This is a genomic window from Vibrio rotiferianus, from assembly GCF_002214395.1.
GTDB lineage: Bacteria > Pseudomonadota > Gammaproteobacteria > Enterobacterales > Vibrionaceae > Vibrio > Vibrio rotiferianus.
In genome coordinates this window covers 504,259-523,591 of the sequence record NZ_CP018312.1, presented here as the reverse complement: position 1 = coordinate 523,591, position 19,333 = coordinate 504,259, and the positions used below count along the sequence as shown (strand labels likewise).

16 protein-coding genes are annotated in these 19,333 nt (G+C 44.3%); 5 read left to right on the top strand and 11 right to left on the bottom strand.

Annotated features, from left to right (window positions below):
- Positions 1-30 precede the first annotated feature (30 nt).
- Positions 31-513 (bottom strand): A24 family peptidase, encoded by a 483-nt coding sequence (locus BSZ04_RS11500; protein WP_088880426.1) that lies wholly within the window; start codon positions 511-513, stop codon positions 31-33.
- A gap of 13 nt (positions 514-526) precedes the next feature.
- Positions 527-700 carry a Flp family type IVb pilin gene (locus tag BSZ04_RS25030; protein ID WP_010449993.1) on the bottom strand — a complete coding sequence of 58 codons (174 nt, stop codon included), beginning with the start codon at positions 698-700 and terminating at the stop codon, positions 527-529.
- 340 nt (positions 701-1,040) lie between these two features.
- Here BSZ04_RS25030 and BSZ04_RS11490 point away from each other — a divergent pair, with 340 nt between their 5' ends.
- A complete protein-coding gene (locus BSZ04_RS11490) occupies positions 1,041-1,766 on the top strand; it encodes a helix-turn-helix domain-containing protein (protein WP_038885138.1) in 726 nt (241 codons plus the stop codon).
- A gap of 127 nt (positions 1,767-1,893) precedes the next feature.
- Positions 1,894-3,585 (top strand): AMP-binding protein, encoded by a 1,692-nt coding sequence (locus BSZ04_RS11485; protein ID WP_071235334.1) that lies wholly within the window; start codon positions 1,894-1,896, stop codon positions 3,583-3,585.
- A gap of 69 nt (positions 3,586-3,654) precedes the next feature.
- On the opposite strand, the gene BSZ04_RS11480 is transcribed toward BSZ04_RS11485, so the two are convergent.
- A complete protein-coding gene (locus tag BSZ04_RS11480; RefSeq protein WP_010449999.1) occupies positions 3,655-3,864 on the bottom strand; it encodes a DUF1127 domain-containing protein in 210 nt (69 codons plus the stop codon).
- Between the two features lie 97 nt (positions 3,865-3,961).
- Here BSZ04_RS11480 and BSZ04_RS11475 point away from each other — a divergent pair, with 97 nt between their 5' ends.
- Positions 3,962-4,891: a LysR substrate-binding domain-containing protein gene (locus BSZ04_RS11475; protein WP_088880425.1), complete on the top strand. Its 930-nt coding sequence runs from the start codon at positions 3,962-3,964 to the stop codon at positions 4,889-4,891.
- Positions 4,892-4,996: 105 nt separating this feature from the next.
- On the opposite strand, the gene fusA is transcribed toward BSZ04_RS11475, so the two are convergent.
- Both fusA and radA read right to left on the bottom strand, forming a co-directional pair.
- Positions 4,997-7,084, bottom strand: a complete 2,088-nt coding sequence (gene fusA / locus BSZ04_RS11470) for an elongation factor G (protein ID WP_010450004.1) — start codon at positions 7,082-7,084, stop codon at positions 4,997-4,999.
- 217 nt (positions 7,085-7,301) lie between these two features.
- Positions 7,302-8,681, bottom strand: a complete 1,380-nt coding sequence (gene radA / locus BSZ04_RS11465; RefSeq protein WP_005439523.1) for a DNA repair protein RadA — start codon at positions 8,679-8,681, stop codon at positions 7,302-7,304.
- A 151-nt stretch (positions 8,682-8,832) separates the two neighbouring features.
- On the opposite strand from radA, the gene BSZ04_RS11460 reads away from it, so the two are divergent.
- Complete coding sequence (locus BSZ04_RS11460; RefSeq protein WP_010450009.1) at positions 8,833-11,184, top strand: PilZ domain-containing protein; 2,352 nt, start codon at positions 8,833-8,835, stop codon at positions 11,182-11,184.
- A gap of 57 nt (positions 11,185-11,241) precedes the next feature.
- Here BSZ04_RS11460 and serB read toward each other — a convergent pair whose 3' ends face one another.
- Positions 11,242-12,222 carry a phosphoserine phosphatase gene (gene serB / locus BSZ04_RS11455; RefSeq protein ID WP_088880424.1) on the bottom strand — a complete coding sequence of 327 codons (981 nt, stop codon included), beginning with the start codon at positions 12,220-12,222 and terminating at the stop codon, positions 11,242-11,244.
- A gap of 91 nt (positions 12,223-12,313) precedes the next feature.
- Here serB and BSZ04_RS11450 point away from each other — a divergent pair, with 91 nt between their 5' ends.
- On the top strand, positions 12,314-12,919 hold the full coding sequence (locus tag BSZ04_RS11450) for a YtjB family periplasmic protein (RefSeq protein ID WP_029561031.1): 606 nt from the start codon (positions 12,314-12,316) through the stop codon (positions 12,917-12,919).
- Between the two features lie 76 nt (positions 12,920-12,995).
- Here BSZ04_RS11450 and deoD read toward each other — a convergent pair whose 3' ends face one another.
- The 5 genes from deoD to BSZ04_RS11425 all read right to left on the bottom strand — a co-directional run bounded on the left by deoD (position 12,996) and on the right by BSZ04_RS11425 (position 19,214).
- Positions 12,996-13,715 carry a purine-nucleoside phosphorylase gene (deoD, locus tag BSZ04_RS11445; protein WP_010450015.1) on the bottom strand — a complete coding sequence of 240 codons (720 nt, stop codon included), beginning with the start codon at positions 13,713-13,715 and terminating at the stop codon, positions 12,996-12,998.
- A gap of 145 nt (positions 13,716-13,860) precedes the next feature.
- On the bottom strand, positions 13,861-15,081 hold the full coding sequence (locus BSZ04_RS11440; protein ID WP_010450017.1) for a phosphopentomutase: 1,221 nt from the start codon (positions 15,079-15,081) through the stop codon (positions 13,861-13,863).
- Between the two features lie 64 nt (positions 15,082-15,145).
- Positions 15,146-16,474: a thymidine phosphorylase gene (deoA, locus tag BSZ04_RS11435; protein WP_010450019.1), complete on the bottom strand. Its 1,329-nt coding sequence runs from the start codon at positions 16,472-16,474 to the stop codon at positions 15,146-15,148.
- Between the two features lie 98 nt (positions 16,475-16,572).
- On the bottom strand, positions 16,573-17,349 hold the full coding sequence (gene deoC / locus BSZ04_RS11430; protein WP_010450021.1) for a deoxyribose-phosphate aldolase: 777 nt from the start codon (positions 17,347-17,349) through the stop codon (positions 16,573-16,575).
- Between the two features lie 581 nt (positions 17,350-17,930).
- The gene (locus BSZ04_RS11425) at positions 17,931-19,214 is read right to left on the bottom strand and encodes a NupC/NupG family nucleoside CNT transporter (protein WP_038883847.1); all 1,284 of its coding nucleotides are present in this window, start codon (positions 19,212-19,214) and stop codon (positions 17,931-17,933) included.
- Between the last annotated feature and the right edge of the window lie 119 nt (positions 19,215-19,333).

The following is a 19,333-nucleotide window of genomic DNA, read 5'->3' as shown; positions in this document are numbered from 1 at the left end:
CTTATCAGAAGCGCAAGAATCTCTTGTCTACTAATAAATGTAAGAGTAATAAGCTAAGCCAATAACAATGACAGGAGCGAATGGGATAACTAAATGAGACTCGTGCCTAAAGCCGGGTGTGACTTTTCGTAAGCAGTAGCCCCTCACCTGATGCGACAATGACTTATCACTACTTGCAATATTCAGAGCAGCATAAAACAGCCCTACAATACCCCCGGCAAGAATGACCCACATCATCGCGTCCCCAATACGACTTAACCCCAACCATACACCTATGACTGCCAACAGTTTGACGTCTCCACCAGCCATGGCTCTCACCATAAACAAACCAAAGCAGATGAAGAATGTAACGACGCCCCCTTTGACGTGATCGAACCAATCCGTACTAGGGGTGCTAATGAGTGAAGCAACAACAACTAAAAATAAAACAAGAACATATTTGTTAGGAATGCGGTGCCTCTGAGCATCAGAGACACCAATAGCAATCAATAATCCCCAAACAAGCAGATCCATTTCAGACCAACTGTTATTGAGAGCTAATAGCTGTCGCGACTGATGTAAACTTGGTAGCTAGAGTACTCCAGAAACCAATATTAAGCAGTGCAGCTACAATCAGCGCAGCACCAAGAATGTATTCCAGTAGCGTTAGACCTTCTTCGTCTTCAATAAAGTCGTTGAATAACTTGCGTACAGATTCCATTTGTAGTCCCCTCATAATTCCCATGTAAATGACGCTTTTTCAAAGCAACCTGCGCCATGGATTAACAGTAGGACAAACGAAAAATTGACGGTTAGGACTTTTTTGCTAACGATTAGGACTTTTTTGCCAATTAATATTTCTATTAACACATAGCTATGCGTTGAATATTCGGATATTAGATCGATACCCATATCACACTTGAATAACTGCTTAATAGTTCTAAACTTAATGCTGACATGATGGCTAATACTCAATACAAGAAATATAAAAACTAGCGTGTAATTGGATCACTCAGGCTTTCAAAAACATTGTGACCGTCTCAATAATGAGAGGAAAGAACGTGAGAGAAACCATCACTATTCATTGGCTTGGTGAGCCATTTCATTCACTTCCACAGCACTTTCGTGGTGATATAGAGTCCAGATTTGAAGTTTTAGACTACGGCAAGGATATCGCCGTAATGAGTGAAAAAGGTATTGAACACTACCTTATTTACTTAACTCAACCTGATCATAATTTTCTCAAGTCGGTTAGCACTCTATGCTCCAACCTTGATAAAAAACTCATTGTCCTATTCAATAAAAATGAAGAACTTGTACTACCTCAAGATAATATTTGTTCCGAAATTTATCACTTAGGTTCAAGCCATTTCCCTGACTGGATAGAATCAGTAAGGTTAAAATATTTTCAAGGTGCAACATACAATAGAAATATCGATTTAAACTTAGAAATTAACCTCTTACACAATAATTCTAATTTAGATCGTGTTATTCAATACGTGACTAAAAACGTTCATCGAGAAATAAAAGAGCAAGATGTCGCTGCGTTATGTCATTATTCTGTAACGTATTTTTCTAAGTTATTTCATCGAAAAGTCGGGATTAGCTTTAGAGACTTTGTGACAACTAAACGAATCAGCCTTGCAAAGAAGCTGCTAGTGGAAGATAGCTCAGCCAAAATCGCTTATGTTGCCTACCAATGCGGATACCGAGACGTGTCTTACTTTTCTCGGATCTTCAAGAAAAAAACGGGCTACTCTCCTGCCGCATATCGTCAAAAATTTTAACACTCCCCACAACGTTATTAAACGCACAGAAATGAGCAATGATACTCACTGATGTGGATTGAACATGCTAAAGTTAACAATGTTTTAACAACTATAAGTACAAGTAAAAGACATGGAGTCACTTAACATGAATCAGCCTAACCCTAAAGTCGCTACTGGCTGCGCTCTCCCGCCACCAAATGAAATGATTCTCAAATGGGCAAAGGAACGCCCAAACGAAGTCTATCTAAAGCAAATCATCAACAGACAGTTTGTTGAGTTCACTTATGCTGAAGTTGCTGAACAAGCACTAAAACTTGTGTCTGCACTACGAAACCTCGGAGTAAAGCCTGGGGACAAAGTGGCATTAGTATCGAAAAACTGTGCCGAATGGTTTATCTGCGATCTTGCGATGATGCTTGGTGACTATGTTAGTGTGCCAATTTTCCCGACAGCTGGCGCGGATACTATCGAGTACTGTATTACCCACAGTGAAAGTAAAGCTTTGATCGGCGGTAAGTTAGACGATCCAGCCGCAACGCAGCAAGTCATTAATGCAATGCCAGATTTAATTAGTATTGCGCTACCTTATGACACTGCACCTAATTGCCAATATCAGTACAAGGAACTGATCGCCAATGTAATGCCAAGTGAAGAGCGCCCTCAACACACTGACGATAAGCTAATGTCATTGGTTTATACTTCCGGTACCTCAGGGCTGCCGAAAGGCGCAATGCTCACCTACGGCGCGTTCAGTTGGTCTGTTCAACAGTTGATTAATCATATTGGTATTCAAGAAAACGACCGTTTGTTCTCATATTTGCCACTTGCTCATATTACCGAGCGTGTATACATCTTCGGCTCATCCATCATGGGTGGTGTTACCACCGCTTTCCCAGAGTCTCTCGATACCTTTATCGAAGATGTGAAAATGCATCGTCCGACGCTGTTTATTTCTGTACCTCGTTTGTGGACCTTGTTCCAACAACGTATTCAAGACAAGCTTCCACAGAAAAAGCTCAACATTCTGTTGAAGATCCCGTTCATTAACTCACTTATCAAGAAGAAACTGGCGGATGGCCTTGGTTTAGATCAAGCACGTGTTCTTGGTTGTGGCTCTGCGCCTGTATCACCAGCATTGCTCGAGTGGTATCGCAGCGTAGGCTTGAATATCACGGAAGCTTGGGGCATGACGGAGTCTTTCGCCTACAGCACACTAAACTACCCTTTCCGTGCCGATAAGATTGGCTCAGTGGGTAATGCCGGTCCAGGTATTGAACTTAAGATTGCTGGCGATGATGAAATCATGGTTCGCGGTAAAGGCTTGTTCTCTGGCTACTACAAAAACGACATTGCTACGCAAGAGTCGTTTGACTCCGAAGGGTGGTTGCACACGGGGGATATTGGCTCAATCGATGCGGACGGTTACCTGACTATCCAAGGTCGTAAGAAGGACACCTTTAAAACTTCAAAAGGTAAATTCGTTGCACCAGTTCCTATTGAGAAGAAACTGTTCGAATACAGCCGCGTCGAAATGATGTGTTTGATTGGCCTAGGCTTACCAGGACCTATCTTGTTGGTTGTGCCACACGACTTCCCGGACTTCGACAAAGAACGTTACGCACGAACGACTCGCAAAGTGATCGCTCGTATGAACGAAGAGCTGGAATCACACGAGCAAATCAAAGGGGTATTGATGATTCAAGACCCGTGGAGCATCGAAAATGGTATTCTGACTCCGACCTTGAAGATCAAGCGTCATGTCCTAGAGCAGAAATATCATGAAATTGGTCACAACTGGCCAAAAGGTGAAATGGTTGTGTGGGAAGAAGACCTGTAATCAGTTCATCACCCTACACTGTCTTGTCAAACGCTCCCAGTTAGGGAGCGTTTTTATTTCTCAACCCAATCACTCACGCCAAAACGGTTTATTAATTTCCTTTCGCACTTCTCTTTCACTATAACCAATGTCATCCAAAAGATGTTCTGGCAGCTCTGCGAGATGACGCCGTGTTCGGTAGTTCTTTCTCCAAATAGAGAGTTTAGAAAAGATAAACTGAACCAAACGTTGTTGTGGCTTCGAGGCTAATCGCCCACAAGTTTGCACGGTATTGTTCATATCTCCTCCTTTTGATTCACATTGACCACGTAATAATCAGTGACTACCCTGTTATTCTCAAACGATAGAATCTGACATTGAGTTAAGGAAAACTAACGTGAAAGAGCGTATGCCTCCGCTACAAGGGCTGTACTACTTCTACATCGCTGCAAAGGAGGGCAGCTTTAAAGCGGCAGCAAAGCACTTGTTTATTACCCCAGCCGCGATTAGCCAGCAGATACGTCAACTAGAAGAGTTTCTTGGTACCGATTTGTTTGTGCGCCAACATCGAAAGATTCTCCTCACTCCAGAGGGGAGTTTGCTATTTACCCAAGCTGAGAGAGGGTTCGATCACCTCCAACAAGGTGTGCGTTTGATTAACCAAGATCCCAACCCAAATCACCTCTCCATCTCAACATTGCCCTCTTTTGCCCACCACTGGTTAGTACCAAGAATCACAGCGTTTCGGCAACGTCATCCAGATATCTCCTTGTTAATGGAACCAACGAACGAGCTGGTGTCATTCCAAGACAGTCAAATTGACCTTTGCGTTCGCTATGGACATGGCAATTATCCGCACCTTGAGTCACAGTGGCTGATGGATGAGGTCTTCTACCCTGCTTGCCATCCGGTTTATCAGAAAGAGCACAATATCTACCATATAGAAGACTTGGAGAAAGCAGAGTTAATTGAAGATTTATGGCCCGATCTGGATTGGAATTTGTGGCTTGAAACGCTGGGCCATAAAGCAGCGAAGCCGACCCTAAAATACAGTGGTTCGCATTTAGTACTGGAAGGTGCACTTTCTCTACAAGGCGTCGCTTTGGTTAAACACAGTTTGGCGTATCGTTATATTCAAGAAGGTAAACTGGTTCGAATCGGCGACGCGGGAATTCAACCCAAATATGCCTATTACCTTTGTGCGCCAACGGGGTATTTAAAGCGTCAAAAAACGCAGCTGTTTAGTCAGTGGATAAAAGAAGAGATTGCTGAATTTGAACGCAGTACCGTTCGTGATTTTGAAACGATTCAATTAAAAGAAAAGTAAAGTCAGTAATAGATGTTGGAAAGCCCTATAGATAGGTTTACCGACAGATATTAAAAAGCCCCGCACAAGGCGGGGCTTTGAGATCTTAAAGAGTTAAATTAAGAATTACTTCTTAGCTTCGCGCTCTTTAACTTCTGCGATTACTTGCTCAGCAACGTTTGCTGGACAAGCTGCGTAGCGTGCGAACTCCATAGAGAACTGACCACGACCAGAAGTGATAGTACGTAGGTGACCGATGTAACCAAACATTTCTGATAGAGGAACGTCTGCTTTAATACGAACGCCAGTAGTACCAGCTTGTTGGTCTTTGATCATACCACGACGACGGTTAAGGTCACCGATTACGTCACCAACGTTGTCTTCTGGAGTGAACACGTCAACGTTCATGATTGGCTCAAGAAGTTGCGCGCCAGCTTTAGGCATAGACTGACGGAATGCACCTTTAGCTGCGATTTCGTAAGCGATTGCTGATGAGTCAACTGCGTGGAAACCACCGTCGAATAGTTCAACTTCAACGTCTAGAGTTGGGAAGCCAGCTAGAACACCAGTATCCATCATTGACGCAAAGCCTTTCTCAACTGCAGGCCAAAATTCTTTAGGTACGTTACCACCAACAACTGTTGACTTGAACGTGAAGCCAGAGTTTGGCTCACCTGGTTTGATACGGTAGTCGATCTTACCGAACTGACCAGAACCACCAGACTGCTTCTTGTGCGTGTAGCTATCTTCAACTGCTTGAGTGATAGTTTCACGGTAAGCTACCTGTGGAGCACCTACTTCTAGCTCAACGCCGTAAGTACGCTTAAGGATGTCTACCTTGATGTCTAGGTGAAGTTCACCCATACCTTTCAGGATAGTTTCACCTGAATCTTCATCAGTCTCAACTTGGAATGATGGATCTTCTGCAACCATTTTACCGATCGCGATACCCATTTTCTCAGTAGAACCTTTGTCTTTTGGAGAAACAGCAATAGAGATTACTGGTTCTGGGAAGATCATAGCTTCTAGAGTACATTCGTGCTTAGGATCACATAGAGTGTGACCAGTTTGAACGTTCTTCATACCTACTACAGCGATGATGTCACCAGCTTGAGCTTCAGTAAGTTCGTTACGTTCGTCAGCTTGCATCTCACACATACGACCGATACGCTCAGTCTTACCAGTTGCAGAGTTAAGGATTGTGTCACCCTTCTTCATGCGACCAGAGTAGATACGGATAAATGTTAGAGCACCGAAACGGTCGTCCATGATCTTGAACGCAAGTGCTTTTAGTGGCGCGTCAGCGTCAACTGTAGCAACTTCACCTGTCGGCTCACCAGTTTCTGGATCTGTTAGAGGTTGAGGATCAACTTCAGTTGGAGCTGGTAGGTAATCTACAACAGCGTCAAGGATAAGTTGCATGCCTTTGTTTTTGAATGCAGAACCACAGAACGTTGGGAAGAACGCTAGATCACGAGTACCTTTACGGATACAAGCTTTTAGTTGATCGATAGTCGGCTCTTCGCCTTCCATGTAAGCTTCCATTAGGTCGTCGTCTTGCTCTACAGCAGTTTCAACTAGCTCTTCACGGTACTGTTCTACGTCGTCAACCATGTCAGCTGGAACGTCTTGAATTTCGTAGTTTTCTGGTAGACCTGTGTCATCCCAAACGTAAGCTTTACGGTTTAGTACGTCTACAACACCAACGAAATCGTCTTCACGACCGATAGGTAGAGTCATAACTAGTGGGTTTGCACCTAGTACGTTCTTAACTTGGTCAACAACGCGGAAGAAGTCTGCACCCATACGGTCTAGTTTGTTTACGAAGATCAGACGAGCAACTTCTGAGTCGTTCGCGTAACGCCAGTTTGTTTCTGACTGAGGCTCAACACCACCAGAACCACAGAATACACCGATACCACCGTCAAGAACTTTAAGTGAACGGTATACTTCAACTGTAAAGTCTACGTGTCCAGGAGTGTCGATTACGTTCAGGCGGTGACCGTTCCACTCACAAGTTACTGCAGCAGACTGGATTGTAATACCACGCTCAGCTTCTTGCTCCATGAAGTCAGTTGTAGACTCGCCGTCGTGTACTTCACCAGTCTTATGGATTTTACCAGTAAGCTTCAGGATACGCTCAGTTGTGGTAGTTTTACCCGCATCAACGTGCGCGAAAATACCAATGTTTCTGTATTTTGATAAATCAGTCATTGTCTTACTCTGTTAATAAGGTATAAAGTGCGCGCAGAGTATATCACAATCTGTCAAGACGGATACCTTTGCGTGCCATTGGAACAAAAAAAATTTTAACGTCGATTTTCCACCATCAAATAATAGTCAAACTTCGCAATTTGTGTGCTTAATTCGATTATATTAAGGATAGATTCAACATTATTATTACCCCTAAAATTGGGGCACAAGATAGTGTTTACAACTCATCAAATGCTTCAATAGCCTCCGATAGTTTTTTTACACCATGGATTTGCATACCAGGAATACCGCCCTTTGGCATATTCGCAGCTGGTACGATCGCTTTCTTAAAGCCGTGCTTGAATGCTTCATTCAGACGCTCTTGGCCACTTGGTACAGGTCGAATCTCACCCGCCAAGCCAACTTCACCAAACACGACAACATCTTTCGGCAATGGTCGATCACGAAAACTTGATAAAAGCGCCATAACTAAAGCAAGGTCGGCACTAGTCTCTGTGACTTTCACACCACCAACCACATTCACAAACACATCTTGGTCTGCCATTTGTAGACCACCGTGCTTATGCAGCACTGCTAATAATAGAGAAAGGCGGTTTTGTTCTAAACCTACCGCTACACGACGTGGGTTTGCCAATTGTGAGTAGTCGACCAGCGCTTGAATCTCTACTAATAGAGGGCGTGTACCTTCCCAAACCACCATCACAGAAGAACCGGATGTCTCTTCTTCACCACGGGATAGGAAGATTGCCGAAGGATTATTAACCTCTTTCAGCCCCTGCCCCGTCATAGCAAAGACGCCAAGTTCGTTCACAGCACCAAAACGGTTTTTGTGGCTACGTAAAGTACGGAAGCGGCTATCAGTGCCACCATCGAGTAGTACTGAACAGTCAATAATATGCTCAAGCACTTTCGGGCCGGCAAGAGTACCATCTTTTGTTACATGACCAACAATAAATACTGCAACGTTGTTTTGCTTCGCGTACCTCGTTAATGCCGTTGCCGATTCACGCACCTGCGCCACACTGCCCGGTGAAGACTGAACGTCAGACACATGCATGACTTGAATCGAGTCAATAACCATAATGCGCGGCTGTTCTTTCTCAGCGATCTGGCAAATTTTATCAACGTTGGTTTCAGACAGCATCTTAAGATGCTCTTTTGGTAAACCAAGACGAGAAGCGCGCATCGCGACTTGCTGAAGTGATTCCTCACCAGTGACGTAGAGTGTTGGCATTTGCGCAGACAACAAACACATAGTTTGCAGCAGCAATGTCGATTTACCCGCACCAGGGTTACCACCAATCAGAATTGCAGCACCAGGAACAACGCCACCACCAAGCACACGATCGAGCTCTTTAAAACCACTCGTAAACCTTGGTACTTCTTGTAAATCGATTTCCGATAAGGTTTGAACTTTCGATTCTGTTGCTGAACCAGCATAACCACTCAAGCGTTCATTGCGCGCAACCGTCGGAGATGCCGCGATACGAACTTCGGTAATCGTATTCCACGCACCACACGCATTACACTGTCCCTGCCAACGCGGGAAGTCTGCGCCACAATCATTACAAACATACGCTCGTTTTGCTTTCGCCATGATGCCTCGATTTTTTCAACACTCGGTTTCTTCAACAAATGTGACCAAGCACCGCCATGTCATACCTTATATGACACGAAGTATTGATATACTTAAGTTTCGCTTTGCTTAGCCGATATAATCTAAATAACGACATACTTTAACAGAAATAATGCAGCAATCTGAAATACTCTCTTTAGCAGAAAGACTCATCCCTGTTTATGGCTCGAACGACTTTGACTTCGTTTTGGGCCAATTAACTGAGGGAGAAGCGCCGTCGGCCAAAATATTGGTCAAGATGGAACTAAAGCGCATCATGACTCCTTGCACAAAAAGCATCGACTTACGTGGGCGAGTAAAAGGAGAATGCCGAGAGTATATTTTAGATGGTATTGCCCATTGGTTAGATGACGTCGCTTTTAATACCTACCACAAAAACATCAAACGATTTGGTGGATATACGGAAGGCGTTTGGGAGACGTTAGTCAACACCAGAAACAACTTTCGGGTTATGGGCAACTCAAATGCCGCAAATCAAGCAACCCAACTCACTGACCCCAAAAGTCCATTCCTTTCCGAGCCTGTGCATCTCGGGTATGACCTAAAGCGCCAAGAAAAGCGATTAAGAGTACAATCGCAAGTAGAGATAAAGCTGGCAAGAGGTCAAGTTCTCCATGGGCTGAGTATCGATCTCTCAAGCTCAGGTGCAAAATTTAAAGTACCAAGTGCTTTTAAATACGCGCTTGGAGAAATCATCCAAGTCACCTTCAGTGAAATTTCAGGAAAATCTCAAGTTGCTGGTATCGAAAAGCCTCTTGAGTATCGAGTCTTGGCAGTGGATGATTGCTACGAGAATGACTCTGTAAAATATCTAAGAACGTTACGCCTTACTGATACCAACATCATCGCACGTGTGATTGATGAAGCACTAAACAGCGCTTCAAAAAGAGCAAGGCATGATAATCAAGACAAGATTATTCGAGCAAGGACAAGGGGATACGAGCACATCGCCTTAAAGCACACTGGTAATTTGCCGCTGTTTTTTGAAGGCAGTAAGTTAAAGCTTGCGATGCTAACACCAAATAATCAGAAGTTGTGGCAATACTGGCATGATGAACGAAACCAACAAAGCCTTGGTGCGCTATTTAACCCTCAAAGGGTAGCAAGCCTTATAAAAGCCGGAGTGAAAGGTGCTAGTAACGTACTCTATTCTTTCACTCATGAACACGAAGGCAAGGTTTACTTCTATTCAATGCTCATGCCAGAGGCAACTCGAGAGCAAAGGCAGCTTTTCTGGCATCTAGGCGCACGTAGGAAAAGTTGGAAAGCATTTCGCATTTCAATCTTTGAACTATCGAAAAAAGAAAAAGAAGATCTAGCTGCATTTTCAACAGAGTTAGCCAACAGCTCGGAGTCGCTCTCCCACGTCGGCATCTTACAAGAGATATCCGATTTCAATGCCGGAGCAGATTACCTACTTACTGAAAAACCTCGCTTGCCAGCAAATACCTTGAATAATTTCCGCCATCCAAGAAAAGTGGTTGGCAATCCGAAAGGCATCTACTTCGACGCACGCTCTCGACGCAAAGAACCAAGGTATCGCTTTAAGACACCATTAGTGTTAACAGCCTCAGACAAAATACAGTCATCAGGCTTTACATTAGACCTATCGAAGAGAGGACTTGGGTTAATTCTTGATACACCAACGCCATTACGTTCTGGCCAAGAAGTAAGAGTCAACTTTAGAGAGCTGCAACTCTACGATAAAAAGCTTCCACTCAGTGAGGTTCCCTATCGCGTCATTCGTGTTAGCCCTGATGGCAAAGGCGTTCAATTAGTTATCGATGAGAATAGTAAGACGATCAAAGTTATCGCATTCCTCAACAGTATTATCGAACACAATCAAGATAAGCTGATACCACAAAAAGAACTACTACCAAGCAATGCATTATTAGAGCGGCTGCATTGTATTTTGCTTTCGCGAATTGTGAGTACACCAATATTTGTCAGCAAGCAAAGCTCATCGACAATAAAAACACCCGTAATGGGGGTGAACTTCCCATTACCGAAACACGTCGAACTATTCGCTCGTCTAGGACACAAACAGCATTACTCTCTTGAGCCGCTGTTTAAAGGTCGCTCAAGCACATTAATCGCAGAACCTATCAAGCGTATCGATGGCGCTCAGGCCAAACATCATGACGCTTATATTAGTGTTGAGTACACCGGTAAAAAAATCACCGGCATTCAGTCAAAGCTTCACGGTGAATTTTCCAGCATAAAAGAACGAATAATGTTCATCAAGAAAGCGCGTATGGCGGGAGAGTTTCTTGCGGTTAGAATCTCCAGCGCACCGATTTTTGATGCAATGACTTCATTACTGGAAAAAGATTTGAGTGACTTAACTCAATTTGGCGTTCATCAAGCAAGCAAGCTAGAGAAAGAACTCACTGCACTCGTTGGTTATATCGAATTAGAAGACATCACTGAAGAAGTTCTCATTCGATTGGAGTTAACACAATAAAGAAACACCGACATCTGGCGGTGTTTTTCTATCAATTACGCGGTATTAGCAATGCTGTTAGGGTTTCGCTTTCCAGCTGATTTTCTGTTGTTTAACCAACGCACCAGAAAGAATACACAGTACGCCACCTAAACCTGCGAATCGCACAGCGGTTTGTGCTTGTTCTTCAACCTTAGGTTTTGCGTGATAAGCAACCCCAAGGCCAGCAGCGGACATCATAACCAAATCGTTGGCACCATCACCCACCGCCACGGTGTTATGCTGTTCAATGTCATATTCTTCGGCAAGCTCGACCAAAATGTCGGCTTTGGTTTGTGCAGAAACGACATCACCCAAAACTTCGCCAGTCAGCTTACCATCAATAATTTCCAACTGATTAGACTGAGCAAAATCTAAGCGAACCTTGCCTTTGATAAAGTCGGAGAAATAGGTAAAGCCACCTGAGGCAATGGCAGTCTTCCAGCCCAATGCATTAAAGGTAGTAATCAAGGCCTCGAAATCTGGCATAAATGGCAGTTGGCTACGCACCTGCTCTAAAATCGATTCATCAGCACCTTTTAACTTACCCACACGCTGACGCAAACTTTGTTCAAAATCCAATTCACCTTGCATAGCACGCTCAGTCACTTCTGCGACTTCTTCGCCCACACCAGCAAGTTTAGCAATTTCATCAATACACTCTATTTGAATTGCCGTTGAGTCCATATCAAACACGACCAACCCTGGCGCAGATAGATCCGGTACTTCATTTAATGAAGCGTAATCCAGCTTTAAGCTTTGTAGTATGGTTTCATGCTCTGGTGTAAGGTTGCCCGCCATTAATGCCACTTCATACTGACCGACTTTCCACGTATCTAAAATTGGGTTGTAGAAGCCTGTATAGAAGTCGATATCTTCAAAATTGCGGGGCTCAAGATGTTCACCAAATACAATCCAATTCGCCTTAGCTTTATCGAGCTGTGTAGCAAAGCGAGTTTCAGGTAGTCGTTTTAAAAGAGTCGTATGCCTTCTGATAGGCAAGCTTTTTGACGCGTCCATGTATATAATCCCTTATGACTTTGCTAAAACGTTACCCTAACAATCTAAAAAGGCAAGTCTTTGTTTTATGTTGAACGGATGAGTAATAGCTATGAGTGAATCCTTATTCTCGGTAAGAAATGCCTTGCGAATACTCGCACTGATTTTGTTATGTGTGATGTTTTTTATCACCATCAAAAACAGTGTCGTAATCAGTAAAGGCAATGAGAAAATTCAAGCCCAGCAACTAGAGACACTCACGAAGGTATTGATCTCACAAGCTTCCCTGTCAGCGAGTGAAATGATCATTAACAAAGATCAAGAACGCTTACTAAAGCTCACCAATCAATTAGCACAAGATCGTTTAGTTTTTGATGCCACTATTTATGACGCTGAAGGTATTCGCTTAGCTTCCAGCGAAAAGGCGCTATCTGTACGTGAGGTGTTAGGACTGGACACACCACTGGCCACAGCCTCTATTGGTCGTCAGCAGTTGGTGGAACCTGTATATGCTGACAATGCACTTATTGGATTTGTACGCGTCACCTTTGAAACAGGACGTGTTACCGCAATATCTGACCACCACTATCGTAAAAGTGATCGCTACATGTACATGATGATACTCATGAGTTTTGTGGGTGGCATGCTATTTATTATGATTTTACGTCGACAGACAATCCGCCGTAAGAAAGGGGAAAACCTGTTGCTGACCAAGTAATTCGAAAAGCGAATTCAGAAAATAAAACAGCCCGCATGATGCGGGCTGTTTGCTTTTATAATTTACAGCAAGAAGATTACTCTTCATCACCTAATAGAACTGAGTCAAGTGCGATGATCATCATGTCATTGAACGTAGTTTGACGCTCTTCAGATGTGGTTTGCTCGCCAGTTTTGATATGGTCAGAAACAGTACAAATAGTCAGCGCTTTTGCACCGTACTCAGCTGCAACACCGTAGATACCAGCCGCTTCCATTTCAACACCCACAATGCCGTACTTGTCCATTACATCGAACATTTCTGGATCAGGTGTGTAGAATAGCTCTGCAGAGAATAGGTTACCTACTTTCACATCAACGCCGCGAGCTTTTGCTGCTTCTTCTGCTGCGCGAACCATTTTGTAGTCAGCGATAGCAGCGAAGTCATGACCTTTAAAGCGGATACGGTTAACTTTAGAGTCAGTACAAGCACCCATGCCAATCACAACATCACGTACTTTGATGTCTTCGTTCACAGCACCACAGCTACCGACACGGATCACTTTCTTTACACCGAAGTCTTTGATCAGCTCAGTAACGTAGATTGAACATGATGGGATACCCATACCGTGGCCCATTACTGAGATCTTACGACCTTTGTAAGTACCGGTGTAGCCGAACATATTACGAACGTCACACACTTGAACTACATCTTCAAGGAAAGTCTCTGCGATGTATTTAGCACGTAGCGGATCACCCGGCATTAGAACGACGTCTGCGAAAGCACCCTTTTCTGCGTTGATATGTGGAGTTGCCATGTTTCTTTTCCTTAACCTGTCTCTAGCGATCCGCACTGCTACTGGCGGCTTTGGCTAGAATATTCTCATTTCCGACAAGCAACATTTTTATGCTGCCAACATAAAACTAGGAGCATGATGCTCCTAGTTTTCAAAACCTAACTAATTATAGGAAGTTCTTACCGTAATCCATTGGAGAAGTACCGAAGTAACTTGCCAATGTTTGACCGATATCGGCAAAGCTATCACGACGGCCTAGTGAACCTGCTGGTACCTTCTTACCGTAAACAATCACAGGGATGTGTTCACGTGTATGGTCAGTACCTGGCCATGTTGGATCACAACCGTGGTCAGCCGTTAGGATAAGCACATCGTCTTCTTCCATTAGCTCAAGTACTTCGTTAATGCGACCATCGAAGTACTCAAGTGCAGCTGCGTAGCCCGCTACATCACGGCGGTGACCGTAAGCAGAGTCGAAGTCCACGAAGTTAGTGAATACGATTGTGTTGTCACCCGCTTCTTTGATTTGCTCTAGCGTAGCTTCGAACAATGCAGGGATACCAGTCGCTTTCACTTTCTTAGTGATGCCGCAGTTTGCGTAGATATCAGCAATCTTACCGATAGAAACCACATCACCTTGCTTCTCTTCAACAAGCTTCTGTAGAACGGTTGCTGATGGTGGCTCAACAGAAAGGTCACGACGGTTGCCCGTACGCTCGAATTGACCTTTACCAGCACCGATGAATGGACGCGCGATAACACGACCGATGTTGTAATCTTCTAGCTCTTCACGTGCGATTTGGCAAAGCTCTAGTAGTCGGTCTAGACCGAATGTCTCTTCATGACATGCGATTTGGAATACTGAGTCAGCTGACGTGTAGAAGATTGGCTGGCCAGTCTTCATGTGCTCTTCACCAAGATCATCAAGAACTTGTGTGCCTGATGCGTGGCAGTTGCCAAGGAAGCCGTCTAGACCAGCACGCTCAAGAATACGGTCAGTCAGCTCTTTCGGGAAGCTGTTTGCTTTGTCAGTGAAGTAGCCCCAATCAAAAAGAACAGGTACACCAGCAATTTCCCAGTGACCAGACGGCGTGTCTTTACCAGAAGAAAGCTCCGCTGCGTGACCGTAAGCACCGATGATTTCTGCATCTGCGTCTAGGCCAGGTGCAAAGCGACCAGTAGACTCTTTATGCGCCATTGCCAGACCTAACTTAGATAGGTTTGGAAGACGAAGTGCGCCTTGACGCTGATCGTTGTTTGCTAAGCCTTGCTCACATTGGTCAGCAATATGACCAAGTGTATCTGAACCTACATCACCAAATTGCTCAGCATCTGCTGCTGCGCCGATGCCGAATGAGTCTAGTACTAAAATAAATGCTCTTTTCATTGCTCGTTCCTTAGGCCCACTCGGCTTCTTATTATGGTGAGTAGGCCTTGTGTAATATTACTTATTAAAGATCTTCTGCTCGGATTTGGCGGTAAACCTCTGGTGTTGGTGTGTATTCGCCACCAACTTTAATTGCACTGCGAAGTGCTTTTGCTGCTTCTTCCCACTGCTCTTCTGTGCGAGCGTGGATAACAGCAAGAGGCTTATCGCTATCTGCCACTTCACCTAAACGGATGAAGTTGTCAAAACCAACTGCGTAGTCGATTTCGTCTGTCGCAACACGGCGACCGCCACCCATAGAAACAACAGCCATACCGATAGCACGTGTATCCATCGCAGACACTACGCCAGTTTCTGTTGCGTATACAGGCTTGATGATTTCAGCTTTCTCTAGGTAATTATCGTAGTTTTCTACGAAGTCAGCAGGGCCACCTAGGCCAGCTACCATCTTACCGAAGCACTCAGCCGCTTTACCGTTGTCTAGCGCTTCCATCAGTTTCGCGCGTGCGTCTTCTGTGTTCTCAGCAAGTTTGCCAAGTACCAACATTTCTGCACATGATGCCATTGTTACTTCAAGTAAACGTGGGTTACGGTATTCACCTGTTAGGAAGCGAACCGCTTCGCGTACTTCCACTGCGTTACCCGCAGAAGAAGCCAATACTTGGTTCATGTCCGTAAGGATTGCGGTAGTCTTAGTGCCAGCACCGTTGGCTACTGCAACGATAGATTTTGCTAGCTCTTCAGACGCTTCGTAAGTTGGCATGAATGCGCCAGAACCTACTTTTACGTCCATTACTAGCGACTCAAGACCTGCTGCTAGCTTCTTAGATAGAATAGAAGCAGTGATCAGTGAAATGTTATCCACTGTTGCTGTGATATCACGAGTTGCGTAAACGCGTTTGTCAGCTGGTGCAAGATCGCCAGTTTGGCCGATAATTGCGACACCTGCGTCTTTAGTAACATCACCAAAAACTTCGTTAGTTGGTGTGATGTTGTAGCCAGGGATAGACTCAAGTTTATCCAGCGTACCGCCTGTGTGGCCCAGACCACGGCCAGAGATCATAGGAACGAAACCACCACATGCTGCCACCATTGGGCCAAGCATTAGTGAAGTAACGTCACCCACACCACCTGTAGAGTGTTTATCAACAATCGGGCCACCAAAGTTCATGTGGCTCCAGTCGATAACCATACCGGAGTCACGCATTGCACACGTTAGTGCGATACGCTCAGGCATTGTCATCTCATTGAAGAAAATAGTCATAGCAAACGCAGCGATCTGACCTTCAGATACTGTGTTGTTTGCTACGCCTTGAATAAAGAAGTTGATTTCGTCGGCAGTTAAAACTTCGCCATCACGTTTTTTACGAATAATTTCTTGTGGTAAATACATTAGTGCCTCCCACGCTCGTTATGAGCCATGGTTAAAGTAGGATAAAGAGGTTTGGTAGCACCAAAAACTGGTGCTACCGTTCAGACGTATTGTTGGAATTAGTAAGCTGTTGGATCAGCAACTTCGTCCGATACTTCTAATGTATTTAGTAGGTTTGTTAGCAGGCTAGACGCACCAAAACGGTAATGACGAGCATCTACCCAGTTGTCACCTAGGATTTCGTCAGCCATTGCTAGGTATGCTGCTGCATCTTCAGCAGTACGCACACCACCTGCAGGTTTGAAACCAACAGATTCTGCAACACCCATATCACGAATAACTTCAAGCATCATGCGAGCGTATTCTGGAGTCGCGTTTACTGGCACTTTACCAGTTGAAGTTTTAATGAAGTCAGCACCCGCTTCGATACAGATTTGTGATGCTTTCTTAATTAGCGCTTCTTCTTTTAGTTCACCTGTTTCGATGATCACTTTAAGAAGGATATCACCACAAGCTTCTTTACATTGCTTAACTAGTTCGAAGCCAACTTTCTCATCACCCGCCATTAGAGCGCGGTATGGGAAAACAACGTCAACTTCGTCTGCACCGTAAGCGACAGCCGCTTTAGTTTCAGCAACAGCGATTTCAATATCGTCGTTACCGTGTGGGAAGTTCGTTACTGTTGCAATACGAACTTCTGGCGTACCTTGCTCACGAAGTGTCTTCTTAGCAATAGGAATAAAGCGAGGGTAAATACAAATTGCAGCTGTGTTGCCTACTGCTGTTTTCGCGTCATGACATAGTGAGATCACTTTTGCATCAGTGTCGTCATCATTCAGCGTAGTTAGGTCCATAAGTTTTAGTGCACGTAGCGCTGCTGCTTTTAAATCGCTCATTTCTATCTCCGATCAATATTCAAAAAATTCACTACTCAGCCTCACATCACTTCTCTAACTATAATCAACAAGTCGAGACAGTGTGAGAAATTGGCTAAACAGTCTATTAATGAACGGACTTGGTTCCCTGAAGACTCGGCATATACAGCGAATAATTCATATGCCAATTGCTATCCTTGTCACCGCACAGTACCAGTTTGGCCTATGGCACAACAATCTATGATTGCGGTGTCTTTAATATCACATCAAACAATAAAACTCTTGCTAGATTTGATATTGAGGGCAAATCATTTGCCCATCGAGTATGTAGTATTCATGGAGTGATTAAGTAATAACCTTAACCGCTATCCTGTGATTACTACATTATAGATATTCACCGCAAAACTGTAGCACCAAATAGAGCGCAAACGGTTTGTATCTCAAAATTTTCCGGCCTCTATTCCACCAACTTCGTAAGCCACTCACGTAGACCTGCGTGCGGTAGAATTTTTTAGGTCCAAAAAACGAAAAATGCCCCGCAGCAATTTCTTGCTACAGGGCATGGTTTAAAACGGCGTCTATATATTAAGAACCGATTCTAATTAAAGTGCTGCAAGGCTAAGGCAGAAACCTGCGATAGTAGCTGCCATTAGGTTAGACAACGTACCAGCAAGAACTGCTTTAATACCCATGCGAGCGATATCTGAACGACGGTTTGGTGCAAGGCTACCTAGACCACCAAGTAGGATCGCGATAGAAGAAAGGTTCGCGAAGCCACATAGTGCGAATGAGATGATAGCTGTTGTCTTCTCAGACATTACTTCACCAGTTGCTGCAACTACTTGAGCGCTTTCACCTAGGTAAGGTGTGAAGTTCAAGTAAGCAACGAATTCGTTGATAACTAGTTTCTGACCGATGAATGAACCAGCAACAACTGCTTCGTTCCAAGGAACACCGATTAGGAATGCTAGTGGAGAGAATGCGTAACCTAGGATTAGCTCTAGTGTTAGTTCAGGCATACCGAACCAACCACCGATGCCACCTAGCATACCGTTAACAAGAGCAATAAGACCTACGAACGCGATTAGCATTGCACCAACGTTTAGTGCAAGTTGTAGACCAGAAGCCGCACCGCCCGCTGCTGCGTCGATTACGTTAGCTGGTTTGTCGTCGCCACCGTCCATTGCTTCTTCGATGTCTTCGTGAGGCTTATCAGTCTCAGGGTGAAGAATCTTAGCGAATAGTAGACCACCTGGTGCTGCCATGAATGATGCTGCTACTAGGTACTCTAGAGGAACACCCATTGAAGCGTAACCAGCTAGTACACCACCAGCTACAGATGCTAGACCACCACACATTACCGCGAATAGCTCAGATTGAGTCATCTTAGGTACGAATGGACGAACAACTAGAGGTGCTTCAGTTTGACCTACGAAAATGTTAGCTGCAGCAGACATTGATTCCGCGCGAGAAGTGCCAAGCGCTTTTTGTAGTGCACCACCAAGAATCTTGATAACCCACTGCATTGCGCCAATGTAGTAAAGAACTGAAATCAGTGCTGAGAAGAAGATCAGTGTAGGAAGAACGCGGAATGCGAAGATGAAGCCGCCGCCGCCGAATACTTCGAACATCTTGTCAGAAACAAGACCACCGAATAGGAATGATGAACCATTGTTACCGTAGTTGATAACGTTAGAAACACCAGTAGAGAAACCGTTCAGTAGATCACGGCCCCAAGGTACATAAAGAACAAATGCACCTAATACGAATTGGATAGCAAATGCGCCACCCACAGTTCTTAGATTGATAGCTTTACGGTTATTAGAAAATGCAAATGCAATAGCAAGAAGCACTACCATACCGACTAGGCTCATAAACAGGCTCATAGTTTATGACTTCCTTATAAGTTATTTGTTGGCGTGTTACAAAATGGAGCTATAAAGCGGGGGCAATTATACTCATCCAGAATCAATTAAAGTAATGCCATCCTCACACTTTCTTATAA